Raw genomic sequence first — 7960 nt, 5'->3', positions numbered from 1 at the left:
CTATTAAATCGTCTTTAAACATACACATGCTCGACTCTGATCCTGACCGTCACTTGCGGACACTTTGTTAAGCGGCTTGCTAAACCTCAAACGTTCTAGACTGATGCAACCATTCGCACTGTGGCGCTAATCGCGCTTGGAGTGGCAGCTTGCGTATAAGAATTCTGCGGATGTTATAAATAATGGAAGCATCATCAGGCAATTTACACTGCTCGATGGCCAAGCACTATTCTGCAAACTGTCTCACTCACATTTTCAGCCAGGTATTCAACCGGCGCCTTCCAGCCAGATTTCATCCTCAATACAGAACGGACACAAGAGAGTATTGATCCACCACCTGCACCGCTCAGCATATTACTGCCACACTCCTGAGTTTCAGGCCGCTCTGTCACATCCCGTAACGTAACGTTGGGTACCCCGAAGATGGCGCACTCCTCTTGAACCGTACCGCTGTCGCTCAGTACGCACAGTGCATTACGCTCCAAGGTGATAAAATCAAACAAACCGAATGGAGGCAGGAATCGCAACTGCGGATTAGCAGTTAAAAGCCCGAATTGCTCCATCTTGGCTTTGGTACGTGGATGAGTACTGATGATGCAGGGCAATCCGTATTCTTTTTGAAGCTGATCAAATGCAGCATTAAAGCTCTCCAGCCGCTCTCGATTGTCGACATTTTCTGCCCGATGTAAGGTGATCAGGAAGAAGTTCCCATTTGCAATACCAAGCTCTGCGAGAATCCGTGAACAGCTTATCTGGGGCTCATACTGCTTGATTACTTCATTAATCGGGTTGCCAGTGACATAAATTCGTTCTGCGGCAATCCCCTCCTGCAACAAGTTCTGACGGCTGCGTTCAGTATAGGGCAGCAGGACATCGCTTGAGTGATCAATAAGCCTGCGATTAACCTCTTCTGGAACCCGGTCATCGTAACAGCGGTTACCAGCCTCCATGTGATAAACAGGGATACCCATACGTTTTGCTGGAATTGCAGCCAGCGCACTGTTGGTATCTCCCAGAATCAGCAGCCGGTCGGGACGTTCCGCCATCAAAAGCTGTTCACACTTTTCCAGGATCTGCCCAACTTGCGCCATTGGTGTCGCACCGCAGCATCCCAGCATATGGTCGAGTTGGCGTAACCCCAGTTCTTCAAAAAACAGACCACTCAAGTTCCGGTCAAAGTTCTGGCCGGTATGCACCAGGACATGCTCAGACAGTTCATCCAGCAGAGGGATAATACAACTCAACCGGATGATCTCAGGCCGCGTGCCCAGGATGGTCATGATCTTCATCGCAGCAGTTCTCCGTCTTCATGCAGTTCGTTACTGAGCAGCAGATTGTGCGTTGTAAGCAGCTGACAGGCCTCTTGAAGAGTCAGCAGATTGCTGGCTGAGCTGTATTCAACCATCAACGGATTTTCAGTTTCCACACCGGTGATCAACTCAGGAAGCATCGGCCGAATAGCATAATAATCGCCACGAGAATAGGTTCGCCACGCTTCTTCATCAGACACCATGATTTCATGTACCTTTTCACCGGGGCGGATCCCGGTAATGGCAATTTCCACCGGCAACCGGCCGATCAGCGCCCGGGCCACGTCAATAATACGAGCTGCTGGGACACGAGGCACAAAGGTTTCGCCTGGTCTTGCCTGCTCAAGGGCCGCAATTATGGTGTCTACAGCCCGTTCCAGTGGCAGCAGAAAACGGGTCATCTCTTCAGTAGTAATAGTAACCGGCCCGCCGTTTTTAATCTGCTCGTGAAAAAGAGGTATCACCGACCCTCGTGAAGCAAGAACATTGCCGTAGCGAACGCAAATAAAGCGTGTTGTCGCAGCAGTGATATTACCAGCTATTAAAACCCGCTCCTGAAGGGCCTTGGTCATCCCCATCACATTAACAGGTTTGCAGGCTTTGTCGGTCGACACACCGACCACCGTATGAACCGGCAGATTAAGTTCCCGTATGGCTCGGACAATATTCTCCGCACCCAATATGTTGGTTTGTACTGCTTCATGGGGAAAGTATTCGCAGGACGGCACCTGTTTGAGTGCAGCGGCATTGATAACAATATCCGCAGTTTTAATAGCTGCTGAAACCGAGGGATATGAGCGCACATCGCCAATTCTGAACTCAAGCCGCTGTGCAAAATTGTTATAAATGACCTCGTCGGTCACCTTGGTTTTCTGTTGGTATTCAACCCGCATGAAGTGCTGTTTCGCCTCGTCACGAGAGAAAATTATAACTTTTTTCGGCGTACCTTCTGAACCGGAAAGCAGCCTCCGCGTAAGAACCTTGCCGAGCGAGCCGGTTCCGCCCGTAATAACAACTGTTTTACCTTCAAAAAACCTGTTAGACATGCTGATGCCTCTCTCGGTAATGCCAGGAACTCATGAAATCAGCATACATCCGTTCAACAAGCTGTGGCCATCCCGGTGAAGTATAACCGGTTGCCTCCTTGAAACGGGTAGAATCCAGTGAGCGATCTGCAGCAAAGCTCTCGCAAGCATGAATTGGTGTTGTTATGCCATATTGACGAGCAATCAAACCAAGCAGATCATACTTGCTGACAGGATCGCTAGAGACCTGGTACAGGCCGGAAAGCTCAGTGTCAGGCAAAACTTTGTCCGCAATGATGGCGGCCAATTCAATGGTTGGAAAACCAGAAAATATGGCTCTGGTAAATCCGTTTACCGTTCCTGCCTGAGACAGGAACCACTCAACAAGCCCATAACGGGATGACAGCTCATGGCCGATGATTGAGGTGCGCAAGGTAAGACAGTGGGATTGGGTTACTTCGCCAAGATATTTAGTCCGGCCATACAAATCTGCAGCATTTGAAGTATTATCTTCACTGTACATCCCTGTTTTTCCGTCAAAAACACAGTCAGTACTGATCTGGACCAAGCGGGCACCGATAGCCTTGCAAAGTGCAGCAAGCCGGTGTGGTAAAATGGAGTTAATCATCAGGGCGGGAATATACTCAGTTGCAGCAGCCTGTTGTTTAATAATGCCAACGCAGTTGATAATACAGTCCGGCTTGAATTCGCCGACCACCTTGATTATTGAATCAAAGTTATCTACATCAACACCACTGACCAGATGCTGACATAACTCTTCAGGCATAAAAGGCGAAAGAGAGTCTACCTTTCTAACGGTCCCACACACAGAATATCTGTTTGTACTTACAAGATGCGCAAAAAGGGTGTGACCAAGCATTCCTGATGCGCCAAGCACTAAAACATTCATCATTCCTCGCTTACACTGTGCCATTCACCCGCTGAGGTCAACTGAACCCATTAATACGAACGCCATTACTACGTTATTCTGATGACTTCTGCAGAGCCTCCCGCGCTTCTCGATTCCAGGGTTCAATCTCAAGGGCTCGCCGATAAAACTGTTTCGCCTCCTGCTCATGACCAACAGCTCTGGTTATATGCCCAAGTCCAAGCAGCACCTCTACATCACGAGGAAACTTTTTATGCAGATCCAGATAGATATTGATCGCTTCGTCAGTCTTGCCCAACTCGACAAAACAGAGGTCAGCCAGATTCTTCCTGAAATTTGCCGTAGCCGGCTCAAGTTCTATTGCCTTGCGATAATGCAGCTCCGCTGCCGCGTGGTCACCCAATTTACTGCAGACCACTCCAAGATCGTTATGGGCAAGCGCCTTTGCAGGCGCCTGAAGGATGAGAATTTCCAGCATTTTTTGGGCTTCAGACAAGCGGTCTGCCTTAACCAGAGCTAACGCTTCTTGATAGAGCTCGTCATCCCCTTTGGTTGCTGCTACAGAAACCATCCGGGGCGCCTCCTTCAATTTCTGAAGCATATCCCTCAAGTCACGGTTCCACGGTTCAACGGCAAGCGCCCGCTCGATGAAATAACACGCGTCTTCGTGATTATCTAAAGAAAGGCAGACATGTGCCAGAGCCTGCAGCAACTCTTTATCACGTGGTGTTTTTGCAAGCAGCTGATTATAAATGATCAGTGCCCCCTCATAGTCCTGCATACATACGAGCAGAAAATCAGCCATATTTTTAGCAAATACCGGGTTTTCAGGCTGCAGCTCAGCTGCCTTGCGATGATGCAGCAATGCCTGTTGATTATTACCGTCCTCTTGCAGCAGAACACCTATATCATTATGTGCAGGGGCAAAATCAGGGTAGTCTGCAAGCACTCCCTGTAACTCCATAATAGCGGTTTTTTTCTGTCCAGCCGCTGCCATGGCAACTGCATTTTGGTATCGTTCTGCCACACTCAATTGGGGAGTTACCGGTTGAGGCTTTACCACCATTGCAGGAGCTTGAGACAATATTGTTTCTGGGCCAGAAGATGGCAGTTGATCCTGATGCTGAGGTTCCGGCAAGGTACCGCCGGCATCCATAAGCTGCCCTATTTTGCCCAATGCGCAGAGAGCTTCAGTATCACGCGGATTCCGTTTCAGCACATCAAGATAGATCTCTACCGCATCTTCAAGCCAGCCCAACTCAACGGCATAAAAATCAGCCAGATTTTTCCTTACGATAAGGTTTTCAGGTTGCAGCCTGACTGCCTTCTCATAGTGGGCGAGTGCAAGAGTTGGATTCCCTTGTCGATGATACAAAACGCCAAGGTCATTATGTGCAAGCCCAAACGAAGGATAGGTCATCAGAAACTGCCTGACGCGCACAATCATTTGCTCAGGCTGCATACCCGCCATCTCAACAACCAGTTGATCATAACTGCTTAAGCCATCATGGGAAAGCTGGCCTGGAAGATAGGCATTATTCATCAGACACTACTCCTTGAGTCATTTTTATTGGGTGCTGACGCAATGAAAATAATTACATCAAAAACCTTTAAGCGCATATCCATCAATCTGATCAGCTTCTGGGTCCATCTTACGGCCTGCTGCGTCTACGCCGTTAAAACCAAACACAAGGTGTCTGGGGTCTATGGTGGCATTACCTTCAGCATTTTGGCTTAAGGTAAAATTTACTGTCGCCTCTCTGGTAACAGAGTTATAGGAAACAGTCAGCGGATTTTTCGGAAGTTTTACCTCTTTGGCATAATCAGTGGGAAGCGTATTGTTGTAGTAGCCTCCAACAGCGCTATTTGCCCTGCCTATAGTCCAGTTTTGCGGATTCATAACAGAAGCGATATCCATATCAGTGTCAAAACCGATTGTAACTGAAAAGGTTTTACTGGTATCGGGCTGTGCCAGCTCTGTCGGAGCCAACATCCAGAGCGGTGTACCCGGCCCAAAAATACTGGAAAAGCTGTCACTTGAGTTGCTGTTCATATAAAGCAGACCTGGTTTGCCAATTGCCATCTCCAGATCTGAAGCCAAGCTTTTGTCTTTATTATTTAGTATACTTAACTGTGCCTGCGCTTTATCCTTTTCCCCCAGATTATGGTACGCAACACCGAGTTCATAGTTGGCTGCAGCAAAACCAGATTTCAATGATAATGCCTTCTCAAGATTAGTGGCGGCCTCACCATACTTACCCTGCTTGTTATAAGCCATACCAAGGCTGTAAAAAACGTTGGCATCCCTCGGGGAAACCCTCTGTACTTTTTTGAATTGGGCCTCTGCCTCATTCAGACGATCCGTTTGAATGTATAGATGGCCCAACGTGTAATCAGGAAGCGGGTTGAGAGGATCCATCCGAGCGGCATTTTTAAGACTTTTTTCCGCATCAGTATAGTTTTTATCCTGAATCTGGGCATTGCCAAGATTGACCAGGGCAGTAACCGAAAGAGGCTGCAGCCTTACGGTCTCTTTAAACTCCTTGATGGCGTCTTTGGTTTTATTCTGAGACAGATATATTTTGCCCAGATACGTATGGGCAGTATCATTTTGAGCATCAAACGCCAACGCCTTTTTAAACTCTTTAGCTGCGGCATCATAGTTACTATCTTGCATAAATCTGGCAGCCTGCTGGATAGCATATTGGGCAAGGTTGGCCCTCTGACTTTGTGCAGCCAGTGCTCCTGAAAATATGGCATCTGAGGATTGGTCAAAGAATGAACTCATGGCTATACCCTCCTTCCAATAGGGTGCACTATACTTTTCGGCAGAATAGACGGATAGTTTGAGCCCTACTTACCACGTTTTTCCGGCTTCTCAATCCCATGCTTGTCAATTCTATACTGCAGTGTCTTATAGGAAAGCCCCAGAATCGGTGCGGCCTTGCCAATCACCCAATCAGCCCGTTCCATCGCTTTTATAATCAGGGCCTTCTCCATTTCTTCAAAGTTTATCCCCTCCGGCGGCAGCTCAAAGGGAACCATAGCCCCTTCGGCCAGGCTGCTGATCTCGGCAGGCAGATCCTCCGGCTGGATAATACTGCCCTCTGCCATCAGCACCGCTCGCTCAATGACTGATTCCAGCTGGCGCACATTGCCCGGCCAGATATAGTTCATCAGAAGTTTAAGTGCCGCCTTGGAGATCCCTTCAACGGCTATCCCCGATGCCTCGCGGTATTTTATGACAAAGAAGTTTGCCAAAGTGGCGATATCGCTGCCCCGCTCCCGCAACGGTGGCAGATTAATCCGAATCACATTCAGGCGGTAGTAGAGGTCTTCGCGAAAGGCACCTTTTTTTATCTCCTGTTCCAGGTCGCGGTTGGTGGCCAAGATAATCCGCACATCCAGCGGCAGATTAATTTTACCCCCTACCCGGCGAATCTCTTTTTCCTGGATGGCCCGTAATAGCTTGGCCTGCATGGAGACGTTCATCTCACCAATTTCGTCCAGAAAAACAGTGCCGCCATTGGCAGCCTCCAAAATACCGATTTCACGGGCATTGGCTCCGGTAAAACTACCCTTTTCATGGCCAAACAGCTCGCTTTCGATCAGGGTTTCCGGGATGGCTGCACAGTTGATTGCCATAAACGGATTATCTTTGCGTGGCGAGCGATCATGTACCGCCCTAGCCACTAGCTCTTTACCGGTTCCGGATTCTCCATAGACCAAGACCGTTGATGACGTGGCGGCAATCTTGGAAACAACCCGATAGACCTCTTTCATTTTAGGATGTTCGCCAATAATGGAAGGGATCCGCTCAATCTCTGCCACCCGTTTTTGCAGCACCCGGTTTTCACGCACCAGGGTAATCCGTTCAAAGGCCCGCTTCAGGGTCAGCAGCAGATTTTCCCGCTCCAGCGGTTTTTCAAGGTAATCAAAGGCACCACGCTTCATGGCGCCCACTGCAGAATCAACCGTACCGTGAGCGGTCATCATGATCACGCACTGTTGTGGGTCATCAGCCATGACCTGCTCCAGCAGATCCAATCCAGTCTGTCCCTGCATCTTCAGGTCGGTCAGAATCAGGTCAAACTCACGCTTTCCCAGCAAAGCCAGGGCCTCCTGTACACCTGAAGCTTCGGCAGTATCATAGCCAACCCCCTGCAGAATCATGGTCAGAATTTCGCGCTGGCCTTTTTCATCATCGACAATCAGAATGCTTCCGTTCATCCCTTTGCGTCCTCCATCGGCAACCGTACGGTAAACGTGGTTCCTTCACCGGGACTGCTGGCCACCAGTATCTCACCACCATGTGCTTTAACAATCCGTTCCGTAATGGCCAACCCCAGACCGATCCCCACATCCTTGGTGGTAAAATAGGGTTGGAACACCTTTTCCAGATCTTCTGCAACGATACCGCAGCCCTGATCTTTGAAACTGAGCCGCACCCAGCCAGGCTCATCATCAAGCTCTGCTGCAAGCACAATAATGCCGCCGTGGGGCATGGCCTGAGCCGCATTGGTGATAAAATTGGTGATACAGTTGCGCATCAGCTCAGGATCAAGCGACAATGCCGGCAAATCAGCAGCAATCTTCTCCTCAACAGTCACCTTCTGTTCAGTCAAACGTTCATATAATACCGAAAGGGTCCGTTCCAGCAGCTGTTCGTACGTTATCTCACACTTACGCAGCTTCAGAGGCCGACCGTAATTCATGAAGTTAACCACCATATAATC

Annotated in this window: 7 protein-coding genes; all 7 read right to left on the bottom strand. The window is 49.0% G+C overall.

The features are described from left to right. Positions 1 to 203 precede the first annotated feature (203 nt). Positions 204 to 1289, bottom strand: coding sequence for a non-hydrolyzing UDP-N-acetylglucosamine 2-epimerase (gene wecB / locus OEL57_RS11150; protein ID WP_300740610.1), 1086 nt, complete (start codon positions 1287 to 1289; stop codon positions 204 to 206). Next, entirely contained in the window at positions 1286 to 2356 is a 1071-nt protein-coding gene (locus tag OEL57_RS11145; RefSeq protein WP_300740609.1) for a polysaccharide biosynthesis protein, read from the bottom strand. The genes wecB and OEL57_RS11145 overlap by 4 nt, the downstream gene beginning before the upstream one ends. Further along, positions 2349 to 3245: a dTDP-4-dehydrorhamnose reductase family protein gene (locus OEL57_RS11140; RefSeq protein WP_300740611.1), complete on the bottom strand. Its 897-nt coding sequence runs from the start codon at positions 3243 to 3245 to the stop codon at positions 2349 to 2351. Before OEL57_RS11140 ends, OEL57_RS11145 begins: the two co-directional genes overlap by 8 nt. Positions 3246 to 3318: 73 nt before the next feature. Next, a complete protein-coding gene (locus OEL57_RS11135) occupies positions 3319 to 4767 on the bottom strand; it encodes a tetratricopeptide repeat protein (RefSeq protein WP_300740608.1) in 1449 nt (482 codons plus the stop codon). Between the two features lie 57 nt (positions 4768 to 4824). Beyond that, positions 4825 to 6012 carry a tetratricopeptide repeat protein gene (locus OEL57_RS11130; protein ID WP_300740607.1) on the bottom strand — a complete coding sequence of 396 codons (1188 nt, stop codon included), beginning with the start codon at positions 6010 to 6012 and terminating at the stop codon, positions 4825 to 4827. A 65-nt stretch (positions 6013 to 6077) separates the two neighbouring features. Further along, positions 6078 to 7454 carry a sigma-54-dependent transcriptional regulator gene (locus OEL57_RS11125; RefSeq protein ID WP_300740606.1) on the bottom strand — a complete coding sequence of 459 codons (1377 nt, stop codon included), beginning with the start codon at positions 7452 to 7454 and terminating at the stop codon, positions 6078 to 6080. Then, the coding region (locus OEL57_RS11120) for a sensor histidine kinase (protein WP_300740605.1) at positions 7451 to 7960 on the bottom strand (510 nt) is incomplete at its 5' end. The genes OEL57_RS11120 and OEL57_RS11125, both read right to left, overlap by 4 nt.

The sequence above is a fragment of the Trichlorobacter sp. genome (genome assembly GCF_030247655.1).
Classification (GTDB): domain Bacteria; phylum Desulfobacterota; class Desulfuromonadia; order Geobacterales; family Pseudopelobacteraceae; genus Trichlorobacter.
Note: the sequence above shows the minus strand (reverse complement) of the source record. Positions and strands in the feature narration are given on the sequence as shown.